The organism is Psychrobacter sp. Marseille-P5312, assembly GCF_900291405.1.
Lineage (GTDB): Bacteria > Pseudomonadota > Gammaproteobacteria > Pseudomonadales > Moraxellaceae > Psychrobacter > Psychrobacter celer.
In genome coordinates this window covers 1,429,088-1,448,351 of record NZ_OLML01000001.1, presented here as the reverse complement: position 1 = coordinate 1,448,351, position 19,264 = coordinate 1,429,088, and the positions used below count along the sequence as shown (strand labels likewise).

Below are 19,264 nucleotides of genomic sequence, written 5' to 3'. Positions count from 1 at the left end.
TTACTATAAAACCTTCTAAAATCAATGTTTTCGCTATCATTGTTGGCATGCCGACACAGCCAACTGGCAAAGCCTGCAAAAGCTCAATATTAGGGCGTGTCCTCAATTCAATCGATAGCCATCTAAATGGGCTAAAAATGGCCAAATTTTGCCAACCATCGTCAAATAGCTGGCTAATATCTCGATATTATCTGCGCTATTTTCCTTGTTTGGCGGCAATTTATCTCATTTTTATCGCCATTTTTAAAATGAGGATACGCCCTAAAATAAACGACAACTAAAATATAATTGAGAATATTATGAACCACAACCAAGCAAGCGACCAATCATTTGCCGTCGCTGCCATTCAAATGAATAGCCAGCAGGACATCGAGCAAAACCTAGCAGACATCGAGACGGCCATTAGCGCCGCTTCCCAGCAAGGCGCTCACATGGTGGTGCTACCAGAAAACTGCTGTAGCATGGGGCAACAGTCTGCCACAGCCGAGCGCTTCGATGAGCTATCATCGACGATAGCAGACTATGCCAGTACTCATGGTATCTATGTGCTGGCAGGCTCATTGCCTTGTCCTTATCGCCCTGATGGTATTGTCGTCCCTGATGGTAGGCTGCGTCAAGTCAGCCAAGTGTTTGCCCCTGACGGTACGCGCGTGGCCCGTTATGACAAGATTCATCTGTTTACCGCGACAGTCGCTGACAAAACAGGCAGCTATAATGAAGCGGCGACCTTTGAGCCTGGCACCCAAACCGTCGTAGCGCCGCTAGAGAGTGAGGATACAGTCTACCAGCTGGGTATGATGGTCTGCTTTGATTTGCGTTTTCCAGCGTTGGCTCAGCGCCTGCGTCAAGCTGGAGCGGATATGCTGAGTGCTCCTTCAGCCTTTACTTATCTGACTGGGCAAGCGCATTGGTCACTGCTGCTACGGGCACGAGCATTAGACAGTCAATGCATGGTGATTGGGGCGGCGCAAGGAGGAGATCACACTTATCAGGACGGTCACACACGGCAGACATGGGGACATGCTGCCATCACCGCCTATGATGGCACGATGCTCAGCAGCTACGATGACAGCGAGCTACAAAAAACGAGCGCCACAGAAAACCAGCGCTATGCCATGGTGATGGCGTCTTTAGACAAATCGCAACAGCAGCAAGGACGACAAAAACTGCCGATTTTTGACTGTCATCGTTTGGCATAAAGCTGTCTGACAAATAATTTGATGATTAAATTGTTAATAGGGCAATGCCGTCACATGGCACAAGACGATAGAACCTTATAGGTAAGGCCAAACCTACTCGGTATCACCATCAACTTGTGTGTGAGTGGCACGCGGATGAGCGCGGTCATAAACCTGCGTGAGCTTGGCAAAATCAACATGGGTATAGATCTGTGTGGTGCTGATATCACTGTGCCCGAGCATTTCTTGTACCGCACGCAGGTCGCCACTGCCGGAGAGCATGTGTGAGGCAAAACAGTGACGCAGCAAGTGTGGATACATGTTTTGGGCAATACCAGCGCGGACAGCGGCTACTTTTAGACGCTGCTGCACCGCTCTGGTCGATAGGCGGGTGCCCAGCTTTTCACTGATAAACAGCGCGGCGTCCATCTGCTCAACCCACAACTCACGGTGCGGCAGATAGCGGCGTATGGCTTCAGCGGCTTTGCGCCCTAGCGGTAGCAAACGCGTTTTGTTGCCTTTTCCTGTGACGCGCACGCGTAAGTCAGACAAATCGATATCGCTCACATCAAGTGCCACCAGCTCGCCGACACGAAGACCACTGCTATAGAGCAGCTCAAACATCGCCTTATCACGTAACCAAAGGCGCGCCTGCTCTGGAGTATCGGGCATTTCTTGCTCAAGCAATTGGGTGAGTAAATCGACATCCGCGATAGATGGTAGAGGTCTGGCACTGCGTTTGAGCTGATAGCCAGTGGTTGGGTTGATACGAGCTATGCCCTCCTCTATCAGCCAACCATAAAAATGGCGAATGGCGGACAGCTCCTGTTGGACACTGGCCAGGGCAAGCTTGTCTTCATCGAGGCGCTGGCTGATATGCTGAGCCAACTGGCGCTTGTCACAGCGCGTCCATGTCAGACGCTTGCCCCGCAAAAACAGCGCCAACTGATTTAACCCAGCAAAATAAGCCGTCAAGGTGTGCTCAGAGTGATTGCGTACCGACAAGGTGTTGAGCCAGCGATGCACTGGAGACAGCAGCTCACGCAGTGCCGCATCGGCCTCTCTGCTTGTCGACAGCGAGCCTGAGCGCCACGCTTGTGAGGCATCGTCTGCTGCTAATGCCGCCTCTTGCTCTACCTCTTTATCTAAGTCTTGTTTTTGACTGGTGCGTCGCTGCACTTTGTTATGAGACGCCCTTTTGCTGGACATGACCATTGCTGTTACCTACTCGCCAAACGTACACGCTGGGCATTTTTTATTAACCCTCAGAGCTTGGTTTGATACCCGCTTGCGCCATCAGCCCATCCGGACTAAACACTCCTTCGTAGACAAAGGCCGTCGGGCCGGTCATCATCACCGAATAACCAGGCTGCCACTTGATAATCATACTACCGCCATATAGCTGCGCGCGTATCTCTTCGCCCTCGTCGAGCCAGCCTTCACGAATACCGACGGCCACCGCCGCACAGGCACCTGTACCACACGCTTGGGTCTCGCCCACGCCGCGCTCATAGACACGCAAGCGAATGTGCCGCTGATTCATGATTTGCATAAAGCCGACATTGACCCGCTCTGGAAAAGCAGGGTGCGACTCGATGGCTTTGCCTAATGTCTCGACATCGGCGCTTAGGACGTCATCGACCTTGATTACCGCATGGGGATTGCCCATATTGGCCACATAAAGCTGCACAGGCGTGCCATCGACATCGAGATGATAGGCGTTTTGAATTTTGGTAGTGGCTTTTGGAGTAAAGGGAATCTCGTCTGGCTCAAACTTGGGCTTGCCCATATCGACCTCGACCCAGCCGTAACGGTCGGTGGTCAATGAGATGATGCCGCTGGCCGTCTCGACACGCAGACGCTGCTTAAATGATAGCTTTCGTGCCTGCACAAAACGAGCAAAGCAGCGCGCGCCATTGCCGCACTGCTCTACCTCTGTACCATCGGTATTAAAAATACGATAGCTAAAATCCACGTCAGGACGCATCGGCGGCTCGACGACCAATAACTGATCAAAGCCGATACCAAGATGACGATCGCCCAACAATTGCACCAACTCTCTGGTGAGATCTAAGCGCTGGGTCACCAAATCGATGACCATAAAATCATTGCCCAGACCATGCATTTTTGTAAATTCTATTAGCATACCCTTGATATCCTATCCTAATTTTTATGTATGCGTTATATTAGCACGCTGTCAGATACAATGATAATTATCACCGTTAAATACCCAATTATCGTCATCAGTTCGGCCATACTGGCTAGGGCGCGTCCTGCCACAGCCGCTCATCTGCATAGAGCGCCTCGACTGTCTCGCGCTGTCGAATCAGTTGATGACGCTCGCCCGCTACCATGACTTCACTGGCGCGCGGGCGCGAGTTGTAGTTACTACTCATGGTAAAGCCATAAGCCCCCGCTCCTGTGATGGCTAGCGTATCGCCTGTCTGTAAGGGTAGCAGACGATCTTTTGCCAAAAAGTCGCCCGTCTCACAGATAGCGCCGACGATATCCCACGCTTGGGTATCAGCCGTCTCGATACCAGCGCTTGGCAGCACAGTTGGTATCACTGCCATTTCAGCCTGATAGAGCGCTGGACGGATCAAATCATTCATTGCCGCATCGACGATGGCAAAGTTTTTGTGCGCCGTCGGCTTGAGGACATCGACGCGGGTCAACAGCACGCCTGCATTGGCCACGATGCTACGGCCCGGCTCAAAAAACACTGTCAATCCTAGCTCACTTAGCTTAGGCAGTAACGCTTGCGCAAAGTCCTCGATAGATACTGGCATCTCGTCGATATAGCGGACGCCAAGTCCCCCGCCCAAATCGATATGGCGCAGCTCAATACCGTTATCACGTAAGCCCTGTATCAGCTCAATGACTTTATCTAATGCCGCCACAAAAGGCGCCACTTCTGTCAGCTGCGAGCCAATATGACAATCAATACCGACAATCTCGATATGCGACAAAGTCGCGGCTTGCTGATAGAGCGCGAGCGCTTCTTGGTGCGCGACACCAAACTTATTGTCTTTTAGGCCCGTTGAGATATACGGATGGGTCTTGGCATCGACGTCTGGATTGACACGTAGCGAGATCGGTGCAGGCTTATCCAGCGTCTTTGCTACCTCGTTGATCAACGCAAGCTCGCTGATAGACTCGATGTTAAAGCAGCCGATACCTTGGGTGAGGGCATACTCAATATCGCCATAGGTTTTACCGACGCCTGAGAATACCACGCGATCAGCCCTACCACCTGCCGCCAGCACGCGCATCAGCTCGCCGCGTGAGACGATATCAAACCCAGCGCCCGCCTGTGCCAGCACCCCTAGCACCGCAAGGTTTGAGTTGGCTTTTACGGCGTAGCATATCTGATGCTCTACGCTGGCAAAGCTTTTGCTATAGGCGTGATAAACGTCCAATATTGCTTGTTTGGAGTATACATAGCATGGCGTGCCGTAGTGCTCGACCAACTCATCGATATTGACCTGCTCCATATGCAGTGCGCCATCGCGATAAGCCAGCGCAGGCAGATGGGCGGTGAGCGCCTGCGGTTCGATATACAGCCCTTGTGCGGTATGGGTAGTGACGGATTCGCCGATTTTTTGCTCAGAATGACTCATATAAATATCTCTACATTGATCAAGGTATTAAAAAGATGGCAAGGACAAAAATGCACGACTAGCGCGGCAACAGCCCTATCAAAGATGGTATGGCTAGCATATAAACGACTCCCAAACACTGCCATAACAGTGTGGACACTGAGACAATCAAGCTCACAAGCTGGCTTATACTAAGAGCGGCTACCCTGCGATGCTTAGTTGCTAGTTGCTTAGTGAATTAGTGAATTAGTGAATTAGTGAATTAGTGAATTCATAATTTACTAATTTGGTCATTTGCCTTAGTAGTCGTTGGGATCGGTACTGGGCGCTGGTAGCTGCCAATCATCGCGCGGCTGATGCTTATCATCATCAATACCAGCAAAGGCGGTATCTTGCGGATGGCTGGTACTGTCGATCGTCTCTGTGCTTTGCTGCACCGTTTGGCGACTATCATCCACCAGATACAGACCACCCTTTTGCCCGCAGCCTGACAAAACCAGCAGTGATACGGCACTCATGATAAGTACTGGCTTCATAGAAGTAAGGCTGACGCGGCGATGGGCGACTGCGCTGGTCGCGTTCTGGAGATGGGTCGAGTGGCGAATGAAAAGCATAGCGTGGATGACCTATGTGAATGACCGATAATGGTGTATATAACAGTATGATGTATATAACAATATATAGTGAGCTCAGTATAAAAACTGATACAGTGCGACTGGGATGAATTTTGCGCCACATCTGTCTGCGCAGGCACAGCACGCCAAAAAAATTTATGCCAGTTCCGCGTCGAAATATAGTGTATCTGTTTTATTTAGAATCGACTATAAATAAGCGAATGAGTCCGCCAAAAAAGCGTCCATGGGCGGATTGGGTAATCGCATTATGACATAAAGCGCCCCCTATACTGAACATGATAGGGTAATAAATTCCTCATCGTTTTACTGGCGGACAAACGGACAGTTTTTAAGCACAAAAAAGCGCATTATCCTGATTTAGACAAACTTTCTTACAATTTTTATTGGCTGCTATTTTTTGTGTTAGCGCTCGATAGACATTGACTACACTCGGTGTACAGTTGTATTTGCCAAGCAACGATTTATGGATTTAACCCCGATAGTTATCATGGTATAGCCACAAAAATGTGTTACATTATAGACGGACCTTGAGACTGTGTTTGGGTGCTAGCGGGCAACTCAACACACACTGATCGACCGTGACAGCCAAGGATACCTCAAATCAGCCATATGCTTGCGTGACCTATGTCAGCTTGGATATCGCTGGTTTTTGTGTATTACCCTGCGACTCATTTGTTGAGTCACCATTTAACAAAAATCATCTAAGGATAGAGAGAATATGAGCGACAGCCTAAATCCCAATTTTTACGACCAAAATGCAGAAACATCCACCCTAACCAACCCTACCTTAGTCCTCAACTGCGGTTCTTCTTCTATCAAATACGCCCTCATCAGCGAAGACAACTCTATCCGTATCACTGGGCTGGCCGAAAACTTAGGCCTCGACACTGCGCGCATCAAACACACAACGCTAAATGGTGAAAAGCTAGAAATCGCCATCGCTGGCGGTCGTCATGAACTGGCCTTGAAAAAAATCCTTGAGTTACTTGAGCAATATCACTTTATTGCTGTCGGCCACCGCGTGGTGCATGGCGGCCGCGAGTATTCAGAAGCGGTGCGTGTCGATCAGCATGTGTTAGAAGAAGTCAAACGCTTAAAAGTATTGGCACCGCTCCATAACCCTGCCAATGCGCTCGGTATCGAAGCAGTACAAGCAATTTATCCCGAGATTCCGCAGGTGGTGGTTTTTGATACCGCCTTTCACCAAACCATGCCGCCAGTGGCATTTCGCTACCCAGTACCAAAAGCTCTCTACGAAGAGCATAAAATCCGCCGCTATGGCTTTCATGGCACCTCTCATGCCTATGTCTCAGAGCGCGCCAGTGAAATCACTCAAACAAAGGGCCCACATGGCTGGCTGACCGCGCACCTAGGTAATGGCTGCTCGGCGACGGCTGTCTATAATGGTGAAAGTCTGGATACCAGTATGGGTTTGACGCCGCTTGAAGGGCTGATGATGGGCACGCGCAGCGGCGATGTTGACCCAAGCTTGCATATTCATCTCAAGCGCCAGCTCGATATGAGCTTAGAAGAAACCGATAAGATGCTCAATAACGAAAGTGGGCTGCTGGGTATTTCAGGCTTATCCAATGATTTACGTACCATCGAGCAAGCCGCCAACGAAGGCCACCAAGATGCCAAACTGGCTATCGAGATGTTCTGCTACCGCGTGGGTAAATATCTGGCCAGCTTAAGCTGTGCGCTGCCTGAGCTGACGGGTATCGTCTTTACCGGTGGTATCGGTGAAAACTCGGTCACCACGCGTACTCGTATCTTAGAGGTGATGCGTCATTTTGGTATCAAGGTCGATGCCAACAAAAACGCAGGGCTGTTTGGCGGTAGCGAAGGCAGTTTCCACGCAGAGGACAGCCATTTGGAGCTTTGGGTCGTCCCAACGGACGAAGAATGCCGCATCGCTCAAGAAACCCGTGAAGCCTTGAGCCTCACCTAGGTTCTGTCTGCTGACAGATCCATCGTGAGGATGGGTTTGTCAGCATTTTTGTCCGTGCCTTTGATGATCGCTATCAAAAAGCGCGGCATCTATCTGACTCATTCTGGCAAGGATGAACACGCTTTAAAAATACAATAAACCGTAGGATACACTATGCAAACCATTTTACTTGTTCCCATTAGTCGCGGTATCGGTGTGACATCAGCGGCGCTCGGCCTGATTCGCGCTTTTGATTATAACGGTATCAAAGCCGGCTTTATGAAGCCGTTTTTGCAAGATGATACCTTTGATAAGCAGCATAGCTTGGACAGTACCAGCGCTTTGACCATGCATGCTTTTGGTCTCAACCCACCAAAATCGATCAGCCGTCAGCGCGTTGAGCGTATGCTGGGCGATGACAACCTAGACGACTTGATGGAAGAAGTGGTGGTCAATTATCATACGATTGGCGACAATCATGACGTGGTCATCTGTGAAGGTCTGGTGCCAACCACAGAAACCTCTTATGCCTCACAAATCAACCGCGCCATCGCCCACGCACTCGATGCCAAAATCATCTTTGTCAGCACTGCCGACACCAAAAATCCGGCGCATTTGGCAGATAAAATCGATGTGCACGCGCGCGAGTTCGGCGGTATCGTCGACGCCCGCACCCTTGGGGTGATTTTGATGCGCGTACACGACGTGCCAAATACCTTTGAGACGCAGCCCGTCGCACCAGGCGAGGCCATCGTCAGCTTAGATGACACCTTTATGCAAGAGGTGCAGCGCCTCTCCCCTACTTTTAATACCGATGCATTTCGCCTGATCGGGGTGGTGCCGTTTAGTGACTCATTGTCTGTGCCTCGCACGTGGGATATCGCCACCGAGCTCGATGCCAAGTGGCTCAACGTCGGCGAAGCCAAATCGCGCCGCATCACCCGCATTAGCCTCACCGCGCGCTCGGTGTCACGTGTCGACGAGGTGTTTAAACGCGGCACCCTGATCGTCGTACCAGGCGATCGCGATGATTTGCTATTGGCCGCAGGCTTGGCCTGTATCAATGGTATCCCGCTGGCAGGGCTGGTATTGACAGGCGGCGTCGAGCCAAGTGCCACCGTCGCTGAGCTATGGCAGTCAGCGCTCAAAACGGGCATTCCGGTCATGAGTGTCGAATCCGACAGCTACGAGACGGTACAGAGCCTTGTGCATATGAGCTCTGAGATTCCAAGTGACGACACCGAGCGCGCTGATGAAGTGGCGCGTTATGTGGCCGCGCACCTAGATTTGAGCTGGATTAAGACGTACTTTAGCCAAAACCATGAGCCGCGCCTGTCGCCTTCTGCGTTTCGTCATCAAGTGGTCAAAAAAGCCCAACATGCCAAAAAACGCATCGTCCTACCAGAAGGCGCGGAACCACGTACAGTCGAAGCGGCCTGCATCTGTCAAAGCCGCGGTATCGCCAACTGTGTGCTGCTCGCCAAGCGAGCCGATGTCGAGCAAGTGGCCAAAAACCGCGATCTGACCATTCCTGATGACCTTGAGATCATCGATCCCGATAGCCTTGATATGAGCAAATATATCACTGCTGTCGTCGAGCGCCGCAAAGGCAAGACCAGTGCAGAAGTGGCCGCCGAATACCTAAAAGACACGGTCTATTTAGGAACGGTCATGCTACAGCTAGACGAAGTCGACGGCTTGGTATCTGGTGCTATTCATACCACGGCAAACACTGTGCGTCCTGCCTTTCAGCTCATCAAAACCGCACCGCAATACTCCTTAGTATCGTCAGTGTTCTTTATGCTGTTGCCTGAGCAAGTGGTGGTCTATGGTGACTGCGCCATCAACCCAGATCCAAATGCCGAAGAGCTTGCCGAGATTGCTATTCAGTCAGCGCAGTCGGCCGCCGCCTTTGGTATCGATCCAAAAGTTGCCATGATCAGCTACTCTACTGGCTCATCAGGGAGCGGCGCGGATGTGGAAAAAGTCACGCGTGCCACCCAAATCGTCCGCGAGCGGGCACCTGAGCTAAAAGTCGATGGCCCGCTACAGTATGATGCTGCCTCTGTGATGAGTGTCGGCAAACAAAAAGCGCCCGACTCACCGGTCGCAGGCCAAGCCAATGTCTTTATCTTCCCAGACCTAAACACGGGCAACACCACTTATAAGGCCGTACAGCGTAGTGCCAATGTGGTCAGCGTCGGCCCCATGCTACAAGGTCTCAACAAGCCGGTAAATGACTTATCTCGCGGCGCACTGGTCGATGATATCATCTATACCATCGCCCTGACCGCCATCCAAGCCTATAGCGACTTGATTTAATCACCGCTTGGCTTACGTCGCACTGTCTTTTATCTTTCTGTTATTTAACCGACTGTCATACTGATGGTCGGTTTTTTATTAGTGAGATTTAAGCAAATATAACGCGCTTTTCATGACATCTACTGCCACACGCTTACAATGATGCTATAGTTCATCTCACGTCTTTGAGCCACTATATTTTTATCCGCTTTTTATTCGTTTATCTATGTCAAACACCGCCCTGCAACCTGCGCAACCTGCACCTGCCATTCGCGCCTATCTTGGCGGCTCGTTTGACCCTGTCCATCGCGGGCATGTACAGATGGCGATGGCAGTCTATCAAAGCCTGCTACCACTCGCCCAAGCGCAGCAGCGCGCGCTTTATGTGTCGTTGTTGCCCAATTCGCGCTCACCCTTCAAGCGCCAAAGCAGCGACCCTAAGCATCGTTTGGCCATGCTAAAGCTGGCGATACAAGGCACGCCACTATACATAGATGAGCTTGAGATTTGGCAGCCGCCGCCTGTCTATACCATCGATAGCGTACGCACCCTGCGCCAGCGTTATCCTGCCGACAGCTTGATATTTATCATGGGTATGGACAGCGCCCGCAGTTTGGATAAATGGCAAGATGGTCTACAGCTGACCGATTATGTACATCTGTGGGTCTTTTATCGCGATACTATGCCAGTCCCTGATACGGATAACGCCAGACAAGCGCTGCAAGATTGGCTGCCCACACCTTTGCAGACGGCAGTCACCGACTCGCCAGCGGCATTGACCCAGCCTATCTCTCAGCCTTCTTTTATTCAAACGCCTACAGACCCTACGATAGAGCAGGCGGTCTTGAAAAACCCAGCGTCTGGCCGCATTTATATAGATATGCGGCAAGTAGCAGCCATCTCCAGCACGCAGATACGGCAAACGCTACAGCAGCAGCCCCGTGGTGATAGCGAAGCGGCACCTGATAGCGCGGCTGGCAACCATACCAAGCCAGTTATAGACGAGCAAATGACCGCAGCATCCGCTATCAATGCTATTATGAACCCGCCCGATCCACTCGCTAAATGGCTAAATCCTGCTGTTTATCATTATATTATCGCCCATCAGCTATATTCTGCGGCGCAATTCCGTTAAAATCGCCTTATCTTTGTTATTTTGCCATGCTTGCCCCTCTAGGACTTGACTGCTGATACGCTGACTGATGTTTTGGCTAATGGTTGGACTACTGGCTTGCTAGCCACTTTGACATAATGGTCACTTTGACAATGTCGTCCTAGGCAGACGGACGCTTTAACATTTTATTTTATATATTTACGATTTAAGAGATGAAAATTTATGACCAATACCATGACTGACGACCGTTTAAAAGAATGCTTAGCCGTTGTAGAAAGCGCCCTCGATGACATGAAAGCAAAAAACATCACCGTGATGAATGTAGAGAGCCTAACCGATGTCATGGAGCGTATCGTCATCGCAAACGGTACCTCAAAGCGCCATGTCCGCGCGATGGCTGACAGCGTCGGAGCCGAAGTCAAGCAAGCAGGCTTTATGCCACTTGGCCGTGAAGGCGGTAACGACTCGGATTGGACCTTGATCGACTTAGGGGCTGTCGTCGTGCATATGATGACCCCGCAAGCCCGCGAGTTTTATGACCTAGAGGGTCTGTGGTCATCGCCTGAGAGCCTAGCTGAGCTGGTCGCTACCCCGCGCGAAAAGAAAGCCGGTCGCCGCAATTAATCTACGGCCACCAGATGTCTTTTCTACAGACGCATATACAAGTGATACAAAAAAGATCAGCGAATCCGTCTGGTCTTTTTTTTGGGTTTTGGTCAACAAGACTGCAACTGCACCGCGTTTGCGCTACTATGATGTCATGATAAAATCATTTTATCTCTAGATAATCATCTACTAGGACACGCCATGAGCACTGCCATTGCCAACACCGCTACCCCAAACGTTCATACAGATTTTAATCACCCGTTACCGCTGCATATCGCGACCTTGATAGAGGTGCGCGCAGGCAAAGCCATGCCATTCGCCCGCGAAGCCATGAGCGCGATTGACAAAGCACCGATTAGCGCCCCTGTCGCCGTTGACTTTATGGGCTTGACCACAGACGAACAAGCCGATCGTAAGCATCATGGCGGCCCGCTAAAAGCGGTGCACCAGCTGCCGCGCGCCACTTATACCAAGATCAATGCAGCGTTTGACCTTAACGTACGGGTCGGCACACTCGGCGAAAACCTCATCACTGAAGCAGTAAATGACCTGCCTGAGATGGAAGAGTCTAGCGTCTGTATCGGTGATGTTTTTCAGTATGGTGAAATAGAGAATGCTGCCAGCCTCCAGCTGCGTATCGTCCAGCCGCGCCGGCCTTGCTACAAAATAAACGACCAAATCGGCCAGTTTACCAAAGTGCCCAACATCGCGGCATGGGTAAGCAAACAAGGCATCGCTGGCTGGTACTTTCAGGTGGTGCGCGATGGGATGGTCGATGCAGGTTTGCCTGTCTATCTGGTCAAGCGCCCCTACCCGTTTGCCACGTTAGAGACCTTATGGGAACTCTCGAACGCAAAAGAGAAGTTTGACGCTGAGGTGATTGAGCCATGGCTGTCGATTGAGTGCTTGGAAGAGAGTTGGAAGAAAGTGCTTCGGAAGAAGGTGCGGAAAGTTTGAGCATAGAAACTAGAGAATAGCTTTCTAACACATTACTTTTATAAAAATAATCTAGCATTTTGCAATTTTATTTTATAAACTATTGTATAAAACAATATGTAGTAATACATTCTCATAAAAACACTATATATTGTATCCACCACTTCATTAATAACTATGCAACTATAAAGTAGTTGCAAATAACACGACCTGTTAGGTACTATATGTCTAAGTCAGAAAAATTAGTTAAAAGATTTAAAACTGTTCCTTCTGACTTTACATGGAATGAGTTTGTCAAAATAATGTCTTTACATGGCTATTTAGTATCCAATGCTAAAGGTGGTTCTGGAAGAAAATTTGTAAATAAAAGTACAAGTTTGTCTATGGTTTTTCATGAACCTCATCCTGAGAAAGTAATGAAGAGATGTTATATACGTGAAGTTATTCAACATTTTAATGACAATAAGGTCTGGCTAGAAGATGAGTAATAAACAACATTTTTCTTATAAAGGCTATACTGGTTCAATAGATTTCAGTACAGAAGACATGTGTCTTTTTGGTAAGGTTCAAATGATTAGAGACCTCATTATGTATGATGGTGACACATTAACAGAACTGAAACTATCATTTGAATTGGCAGTTGATGAATATTTAGAGATGTGTGCAGAGGAAGGTAAATGTCCTGATAAACCTTGTAGTGGTACTTTCAATATCCGTATGTCTGAGATGATGCATCGTAAGAGTATTCACGAGTCTAATATGTTAGGTATTACTTTAAATAGTTTCATCTCTAAGTGTGTAACAGAATACTTCGAAGAGAAGACGATCAAAGATAGTTTTGTTTTTGTCGATAAAGAAGCCTTTATTAAACAATTTACCCATCCTAAAAGTTATTTTACAGTGGGTTCTGAGATTGATTTTGATTATGAATATTCAATTGAGCCCAAAACATTTACTGTTTCACAAGCTGTACAGTAATAGAGGTAAAAGTTATGACTAAAGATAATAATATCAAAGCTATATATACAATGACTGAGTTAACAGAACTTATTTTAAGAAATGAAGAAATTAACGAGGGTCATTATCTAGCGGTGATTGTTCCTGATATAACGGGAGGTCAAATCAAATCCAATACTGAAGATAAGTCTACTCAAGGATTGATAATAGAATTTAACGCCATAAACCTCATAAAAGTGAATGAGAATACTGAAAATGCTGTTGATGCTAGTTGCTTAATAGATTAAGAAGTTTCTAATATATTTAGTGAACAAGAAATTTACAAATTCTTATTCTACAAAAGAGGTGAACTTTTTAGTTCACCTCTTTTGTATTTAGCCTATTTTATAATTCAGAGCATTTCATGGTAAAAAACATCTTCTTAGCACTTGGCTTAACCCTGCCTTTGGTTGGCTGCGTCACGACCACTTCACCAGTCGCCACCACCAAAAGCTACAGCGTCGATAGCGACACTTATCAATCGACTGGCAAAAGCCAGCGCATCAAAACCATCGTCCTGCACTACACCGTCTCAGACAATGAGCGCTCGATAAAGACTTTGACCACAGGCAATGTCAGCACCCATTATCTGATTTTGGATAGACACGATGATAAGATTTATAGCTTGGTAGATGAGAGCGAGCGCGCTTGGCATGCAGGCGACAGCGGGTTTGCCGGTAGGACGATACTTAACGATACCTCCATCGGCATCGAGATTGTAAATGCAGGTATCAAACCTGAATATCGCAACGCTCTAAACAATGGCGCGCTCGACTATCATCCGTACGAGCACTATATCGCATTTGATGAATTACAGATTAAAAAGGTCGCCGAGCTGGTGCAAGATATCGCCAAGCGCTATGACATCCCGCCGAAGAACATCGTCGGCCATGCTGATATAGCGCCATCACGTAAAATCGACCCCGGTGCCAAGTTCCCTTGGCAGCGACTGTACGATGAGTATGGCATCGGCGCTTGGTATGATGAATTTGATAAGCAGTTCTTTATGCATCTAGACGCCTTTGCCGCAGCGACGATACCCGAGATTAAGCAAGCGTTTCGTGATTACGGTTATCAAATCAATGACACAGACGCGTGGGACAAAGCCAGCCGAGATGTCGTCTACGCGTTTCAGCTACATTTTCGCCCGCAGCGACCAACGGGCGAGATGGATTTGGAGACGTATGCGATACTACGCGCACTCAATCATAAATATGCTGGTCGGGATGATTTTTATTAAGTGATAAAAACATTAGGAGACATAGTCCATGACTAACTCACAATACAACGAGCAAAATGAACAAGACGAGCTACAGAGATACCTAGAAGAGAAAGCCAGACAAGAGCAGGAACAAGAAAAGCAAAAAGAACAAGAGCCTGAGCAGCTGTCGGCTTATGAGGCTTGCGTGCTAAGAGAAAGCGCTAGAATTCATGAGTTGATTGCTGAGGCTCAGAAGAATACTAATGAACATTCAGAGGATGAGTAATCGATTGAAAAACCTTCTATACGGTAATTTTTCTCTCATATAGAACCAAATCATAAACCCAAGACAAAAAAAGGTGAGCATTACGCCCACCTTTTTTTATTACCTCAAACAATATTCTAAACTAACTCAAACTATCCTAACGCAACCATGCACGGGCGTTACGGAACATACGCATCCACGCGCCGTCCTCATCCCATGCTTCTGGTTTCCAGCTGTGGTTATAGGCTTTTAGGTTACGCTCAGGGTGCGGCATCATGATGGTGACGCGGCCGTCAGTGCTACATAGACCGGTGATCCCGCCGAGCGAGCCGTTTGGATTGAGCGGATACGTCTCGGTTGGATGACCTTGGCTATCGACATAACGCATCGCAAGCTGACCATGTTTCGCCATACCGTCGATCTCGGTGTTATCCAGGGTGGCATAGCCTTCACCATGCGCCACAGCGATTGGCAAGATGCTGTCTTGCATGCCTTTGAACAGGATGGACTTGGTACGCTCGACTTTAACGTTGACCGTACGCGCTTCAAATCGCGCTGATTTATTGGCGATAAAGCGTGGAAAGTTTTCCGCCCCTGGGATGAGGTCTTTGAGCTGCGCCATCATCTGACAGCCGTTACAGACACCTAAGCTAAAGGTATCCGGACGGGCAAAAAAGCGCACAAACTGCATACGCAGCTCGTCATGGAACAAGATAGAGTTCGCCCAGCCTGAGCCTGCGCCAAGTACATCACCGTAACTAAAGCCGCCACAGGCGACCAAGCCGTCGAAGTCACGTAGATTGATACGGCCTTCTAGCAAGTCGCTCATGTGCACGTCGACCGCTTCAAAGCCCGCTTGGGTAAAGCCTGCTGCCATCTCGGTCTGACCATTGACGCCTTGCTCGCGTAGGATAGCGACTCTTGGTTTGCTTTCACGGCTAGCTAAATATGGCTCTTCAATTTTTTGGTTCAGATCAAAGTTTGGCGCTGCGATCAGACCTTGATGGCTGGCATCAGAGATCAAGTCATACTCTTGCTGAACGCACGCTGGGTTGTCACGGCGGCGGGCGATTTGGTAGCTGACTTGGCTCCACTCTTGCTGCAGCTCAGAACGGCTAAAGCGTAGGGTATCGTCACCCATAAGAGCAGGGGTTTGAATGATAAGGCTGTCTTCTTCAGTGCTTTGACCGACGAGGCTCAGCATATCGCTGACGTTAGATTCTTCTGCTAATTGCATGAGAGCAGCGACGTTTTCTGGTAATACTTGGATGACCGCGCCCAGCTCTTCACTGAACAGCTGACCGAGTAGATTATCATCAGCCAATGACAGCTTGATACCTTGACGGCTGGTGAACTGCATCTCTGCAATCGTCGCCAGTAGACCGCCATCACCGATATCATGATAAGCGCTGATAACGCCTTGCGCGTTACCCACTTGGATAAAGTTAAAGAAGTCGATCAAGTCACTTGGCTTTTCAAGGTCGGGACATTCGTTGCCCAATTGGCTTGCCGTTTGCGCGAGGATTGAACCGCCCAGACGCAGCTTGCCTTTAGATAAGTCAATACGGTAAAACGCACTGTCGCCGTTGATCAGCTCAGGGGTGAGGGTTTTTGCCACGTCAGCGACCGGTGCAAAAGCCGTCACGACCAAGCTCATAGGCGAGACGACTGATTTGTCTTGGTTTTCACCTTCATCGTTATCCGTCCAGTTGGCACGCATCGATAGCGAGTCTTTACCGACTGGAATCGCAATACCCAGTGCTGGGCATAGCTCTTCACCGACTGCGTGAACGGCGTCAAACAATGCCGCGTCTTCCGCGTCGTCGCCACATGCCGCCATCCAGTTCGCCGACATGGTGATATCGGATAGCTGAGCGATACGGGCGCCGGCGATATTGGTAATGGCTTCACCAACCGCCAGACGCGCCGAGGCTTTTGGATTGATAAGGGCGACAGGCGTACGCTCGCCGACACTCATGGCTTCACCAGTCATTGGCTGACCATCTAGCGCCACCAGACCTGATGCTGTCACCGCGCAGTCAGCGACGGGCACTTGATAGCGGCCCACATACTGATCACGTACCACCATACCGGTGATCGAGCGGTCACCGATACTGATAAGGAAAGACTTGCTCGCGACAGTTGGATGACGTAGCACGTCTTTGATGGATTCGGTTAAATTGATATCAGCCAAGTCCAGCGCAGGCAACTCAGTCTCTTGACGCTCAAAGCTGCGCTGCATCTTTGGCGTACCACCGAGCAATACTTGCATCGGCATATCGACTGGCTGCTCGTCCAATAGCTCATCATCCACCACAAGCTGACGTACTTCTGTGGCTTTACCCAAGATGGCATACGGGCAGCGCTCACGAGCACAGATCGCATCAAATTGCGCTCTGCTCTCTGGGCGAATGGCAAGGACATAACGCTCTTGTGCTTCGTTTGACCAGATGGCCATCGGTGACATGCCCGCTTCTAGCGACGGGATCTTACGCAAGTTCAGATGCGCGCCCATGTCATGGTCATCGACCAGCTCTGGCATGGCGTTTGACAGGCCGCCTGCACCAACATCATGGATAGAGACGATTGGATTGCCGTCTTGACTATCATTACTAGCGTCAATATCGTTACCCGCTAAGGCCCAGCAGCGATCGATAACTTCTTGACAGCGGCGCTCCATCTCGGCGTTATCACGCTGCACTGAAGCAAAGTCTAAACCTTCATCCAACTCACCGCTATCGACTGACGATGCCGCGCCGCCGCCCAGACCGATTTGCATCGCCGGGCCACCAAGGACGATAAGCAAATCCCCTTCGCGAATGGCGTTTTTTTCAATGAGGTTGCGTTTGATATTGCCATAACCGCCCGCCAGCATGATGGGCTTATGATAGCCGCGCATCTCGCTACCGTCTTTTGCTGCAGAGGTATCAAGCTGAAAACTGCGGAAGTAGCCGCATAGGTTCGGGCGACCAAACTCGTTTGAGAAATTGGCCGAGCCTAATGGCGCTTCGGTCATAATCTCAAGGCTAGTCGCCATACGATCTGGCGTACCGTAGTCTTGCGTGCTTAATTGACCAGACTGCTCCCACTTCTCAGGCATCTCAGGAATATGCAAATGTGACACATGAAAGCCTGTCAGACCGGCTTTTGGCTTACCGCCGCGGCCCGTTGCGCCTTCATCACGAATCTCACCGCCTGCGCCCGTTGCCGCGCCAGCATAAGGAGCAATCGCGGTTGGGTGGTTATGGGTTTCGACTTTCATTAAGATATCGATGGCCTCTTGATGGAAGGCATACGGATGGATTGAGTTGGCATCCATCGCGTCGGTTGGAATAGGATAATAACGCAGCCCCTCTGCCCCTACCATCACCGCCGCGTTGTCCTTATAAGCAGACAAGATGCCTTGCGGGTTTGATTGATAGGTGTTTTTGATCATCTGAAACAGTGACTTTGGCTGCACTTCGCCATCGATTGTCCACTCAGCGTTGAATATCTTGTGACGGCAATGCTCAGAGTTGGCCTGCGCAAACATCATCAGTTCAACGTCGGTCGGATTACGCTGCAGCTCATTGACATAGGCATTCATCAAATAGTCGATATCTTCGCTCGATAGCGCAAAACCAAACTCTGTATTTGCCGACTCAAGCGCACTGCGTCCTTCACCCATCACATCGATACGGTTGAGCGCCGCTGGTGGTTCGTCATCAAACAACTTGCTCACGTCGTTTAAGTCATAAACCAAGCTCTGGGTCATACGGTCAAATAACAACTGTTCAGCGACAGCAGGCAGCTTGCCATCAGTGCCCGTAGTGCCGCCTGCAACGGTGAGGGTATATACCACGACACGCTCAGCGCGATTGAGCGCGATGTCGCAGTTATTAAAAATATCGGTCGCTTTACTTGCCCATGGCGAGATCGTCCCAAAACGCGGCCCGACGATCACTTGTATCTGATTGTCCTCTGGAGCGACAAGCTCAGTGCCCGCTGTGACGCCCAGCAAGTCCCGCGCTTTTTGCGCCTCTTCATCAACAAGCTTTCGTGATAGCACATACACTTGCTGAGTATGGATCTGGCTGACATTTAATTCGGTCTTTTGCTGAAACTGACTGATGAGTTGCTGCGTCTGAAAATCGGTAAGAAACGGTTGTCCGGCGATGGTCATCATAAAGGCATAATCCGTAAGAAAGGCATCTCTGCCATGCAAAGTAAATGGTCTGCGTATTATAACAAGAAGCCCCATAATAAGCAGGCCAAAACCACGATAAATTGCCAAAGCGACGGCTTTCTTTACTTGATGCAGCAGCAATCTGCTGCGCTAATGGCTGCCCTTTTGCCCGTTATGGCCGCATGGCGCATTGCCGCTTACTGATGTTTTATGCATATATAGTCGATACACTCTAAAAATGTCATAGCGCTACTGGGATGCTATTTTTAAATGTAGGTTGCGCAGCCTCTGGGAACGCAGCACGCAAGTAAAATTTATACCAGTAGCGCGTTTAAAAC

The 19,264-nt window shown here is 49.4% G+C and carries 16 protein-coding genes; 11 read left to right on the top strand and 5 right to left on the bottom strand.

Features of this window, described 5'->3' with window-relative positions:
• Positions 1-299: 299 nt before the first annotated feature.
• Positions 300-1,199: a nitrilase-related carbon-nitrogen hydrolase gene (locus C6W44_RS06295; RefSeq protein ID WP_105244684.1), complete on the top strand. Its 900-nt coding sequence runs from the start codon at positions 300-302 to the stop codon at positions 1,197-1,199.
• 93 nt (positions 1,200-1,292) lie between these two features.
• On the opposite strand, the gene C6W44_RS06290 is transcribed toward C6W44_RS06295, so the two are convergent.
• The 4 genes from C6W44_RS06290 to lptM form a co-directional block, all read right to left on the bottom strand.
• Positions 1,293-2,387: a tyrosine recombinase XerC gene (locus C6W44_RS06290; protein WP_105246495.1), complete on the bottom strand. Its 1,095-nt coding sequence runs from the start codon at positions 2,385-2,387 to the stop codon at positions 1,293-1,295.
• Between the two features lie 49 nt (positions 2,388-2,436).
• Positions 2,437-3,324, bottom strand: coding sequence for a diaminopimelate epimerase (dapF, locus tag C6W44_RS06285; RefSeq protein ID WP_105244683.1), 888 nt, complete (start codon positions 3,322-3,324; stop codon positions 2,437-2,439).
• 115 nt (positions 3,325-3,439) lie between these two features.
• Complete coding sequence (gene lysA, locus C6W44_RS06280) at positions 3,440-4,798, bottom strand: diaminopimelate decarboxylase (protein ID WP_199774461.1); 1,359 nt, start codon at positions 4,796-4,798, stop codon at positions 3,440-3,442.
• A gap of 278 nt (positions 4,799-5,076) precedes the next feature.
• On the bottom strand, positions 5,077-5,391 hold the full coding sequence (gene lptM / locus C6W44_RS13395; RefSeq protein WP_227526370.1) for an LPS translocon maturation chaperone LptM: 315 nt from the start codon (positions 5,389-5,391) through the stop codon (positions 5,077-5,079).
• Between the two features lie 739 nt (positions 5,392-6,130).
• Here lptM and C6W44_RS06270 point away from each other — a divergent pair.
• From C6W44_RS06270 to C6W44_RS06225, 10 genes are all read left to right on the top strand, one after another.
• Positions 6,131-7,363 carry an acetate/propionate family kinase gene (locus tag C6W44_RS06270; RefSeq protein ID WP_105244682.1) on the top strand — a complete coding sequence of 411 codons (1,233 nt, stop codon included), beginning with the start codon at positions 6,131-6,133 and terminating at the stop codon, positions 7,361-7,363.
• 153 nt (positions 7,364-7,516) lie between these two features.
• On the top strand, positions 7,517-9,664 hold the full coding sequence (gene pta, locus C6W44_RS06265; RefSeq protein WP_105244681.1) for a phosphate acetyltransferase: 2,148 nt from the start codon (positions 7,517-7,519) through the stop codon (positions 9,662-9,664).
• Positions 9,665-9,869: 205 nt separating this feature from the next.
• The gene (locus tag C6W44_RS06260) at positions 9,870-10,778 is read left to right on the top strand and encodes a nicotinate-nicotinamide nucleotide adenylyltransferase (protein WP_105244680.1); all 909 of its coding nucleotides are present in this window, start codon (positions 9,870-9,872) and stop codon (positions 10,776-10,778) included.
• 201 nt (positions 10,779-10,979) lie between these two features.
• Complete coding sequence (gene rsfS / locus C6W44_RS06255) at positions 10,980-11,381, top strand: ribosome silencing factor (protein WP_075101840.1); 402 nt, start codon at positions 10,980-10,982, stop codon at positions 11,379-11,381.
• Positions 11,382-11,564: 183 nt separating this feature from the next.
• Positions 11,565-12,320, top strand: coding sequence for an MOSC domain-containing protein (locus tag C6W44_RS06250; RefSeq protein WP_105244679.1), 756 nt, complete (start codon positions 11,565-11,567; stop codon positions 12,318-12,320).
• Positions 12,321-12,523: 203 nt separating this feature from the next.
• A complete protein-coding gene (locus tag C6W44_RS06245) occupies positions 12,524-12,787 on the top strand; it encodes a hexulose-6-phosphate synthase (RefSeq protein ID WP_105244678.1) in 264 nt (87 codons plus the stop codon).
• On the top strand, positions 12,780-13,277 hold the full coding sequence (locus C6W44_RS06240) for a type II toxin-antitoxin system HicB family antitoxin (protein WP_105244677.1): 498 nt from the start codon (positions 12,780-12,782) through the stop codon (positions 13,275-13,277). The genes C6W44_RS06245 and C6W44_RS06240 overlap by 8 nt, the downstream gene beginning before the upstream one ends.
• 14 nt (positions 13,278-13,291) lie before the next feature.
• Positions 13,292-13,543 (top strand): hypothetical protein, encoded by a 252-nt coding sequence (locus tag C6W44_RS06235; RefSeq protein WP_105244676.1) that lies wholly within the window; start codon positions 13,292-13,294, stop codon positions 13,541-13,543.
• Positions 13,544-13,659: 116 nt separating this feature from the next.
• Positions 13,660-14,535, top strand: coding sequence for an N-acetylmuramoyl-L-alanine amidase (locus tag C6W44_RS06230; protein ID WP_105244675.1), 876 nt, complete (start codon positions 13,660-13,662; stop codon positions 14,533-14,535).
• 28 nt (positions 14,536-14,563) lie between these two features.
• A complete protein-coding gene (locus tag C6W44_RS06225) occupies positions 14,564-14,782 on the top strand; it encodes a hypothetical protein (protein ID WP_105244674.1) in 219 nt (72 codons plus the stop codon).
• Between the two features lie 136 nt (positions 14,783-14,918).
• Here C6W44_RS06225 and purL read toward each other — a convergent pair whose 3' ends face one another.
• Positions 14,919-18,926, bottom strand: a complete 4,008-nt coding sequence (gene purL, locus C6W44_RS06220) for a phosphoribosylformylglycinamidine synthase (RefSeq protein ID WP_105244673.1) — start codon at positions 18,924-18,926, stop codon at positions 14,919-14,921.
• Between the last annotated feature and the right edge of the window lie 338 nt (positions 18,927-19,264).